Annotated in this window: 2 protein-coding genes; both read left to right on the forward strand. The window is 49.2% G+C overall.

What is annotated here, in order from left to right:
• Nucleotides 1-43 precede the first annotated feature (43 nt).
• Nucleotides 44-442, forward strand: coding sequence for a hypothetical protein (locus CIK89_RS07335; protein ID WP_094390741.1), 399 nt, complete (start codon nucleotides 44-46; stop codon nucleotides 440-442).
• Nucleotides 408-1,195 (forward strand): transposase (locus tag CIK89_RS07340; RefSeq protein WP_094390742.1); only part of this gene is annotated, 788 nt, incomplete at its 3' end. The genes CIK89_RS07335 and CIK89_RS07340, both read left to right, overlap by 35 nt.

Below are 1,195 nucleotides of genomic sequence, written 5' to 3' on the forward strand. Positions count from 1 at the left end.
GGGTAAATGAGTATGATTCATATGAAATGCTTACCTTTGCATCATGGAAGACAAAGGTTTGCTAATGTTGGCACGTATGGTGCTGCCCAAGGAAGTGCTTGACCACTTCATCATAACTGATATTGAGTACGTTGACACGAAGGCTTATGACGAGCCTGAGATGCACATTCACCTTGACGAGAAAATACATCCAGACCTTCAGGGTGACAGTCATTTTGAATCGAAGGGTTTTATCTCTCCCGTAGAGGTGACAGACTTTCCCATCCGTGACCACAAGGTGGTACTGGTTCTGCGCCGCCGCAGGTGGCTAGATACCCGCACAGGAAAGAGTTTCATTCTCCCGCTGAAAGTGACAGCCGACGGCACCCGCTACTCTAAGGAGTTTGCGGCTTTTTTAAAACAGACGTATGGGGAAATCCCCAGTGACCTGCCGTACGCTTGAGGATTTCTACTACATTGACGCACATACGTTCAAGAAACAGTATAAGGAGGTTCTGAGTGGCTATCGTAGCTGGAGTGAACTGCCACACGCAGACGAATGGCTTGTGTTTCCGGAAAACATTGGCTCTCATCTGGCTATAGATGAGACAAGCCTGTCCAACGGCGAGCTGTATACTATCGTAACCAACCGTGAGCGTCATGGCGGTGAGGGATGTCTTGTTGCAGTCGTATCCGGCACGAAGTCGGAAGATGTCATCAAAGCCTTGGAGAATATTCCCGAAGAGAAACGCGAGGCAGTGACGGAGATAACACTTGACCTGTCTGACTCCATGCACAAGATTGTACGATCTGCTTTTCCGAAAGCCCAACGTGTCATTGACCGCTTTCACATTCAGAAACTTGCCTGTGATGCCGTACAGGAGATGCGTATCAGACACCGCTGGGATGCCATACAAGAAGCCAATGACGAGATGGAAAACGCCAGGCAGGAAGGGCGGGAATACGTTCCATTCCGCTATGAGAACGGCGATACAAAGAAAGAATTGCTGGCCCGTAGCAGATACCTGCTCTTCAAGTCGGCAGACAAATGGACTGACAGGCAGAAGATGAGAGCCAGAATCCTTTTCGAACTATATCCTGACCTGCAGAAGGCGTATTCGCTCTCTCATTCACTGAGGATGATCTTTGCCAAGAACACCATCAAGGATGCTGCCAGGCTCTCTATGGCCAAATGGTACAACAAGGTCGAAGAGGC

The sequence above is a fragment of the Prevotella sp. P4-119 genome (genome assembly GCF_002251345.1).
Classification (GTDB): Bacteria; Bacteroidota; Bacteroidia; order Bacteroidales; family Bacteroidaceae; genus Prevotella.

Excerpts from the sequence above, each read along its gene's own strand:
- CIK89_RS07335 (WP_094390741.1), top strand. The coding sequence starts at position 44 with ATGGAAGACAAAGGTTTGCTAATGTTGGCACGTATGGTGCTGCCCAAG.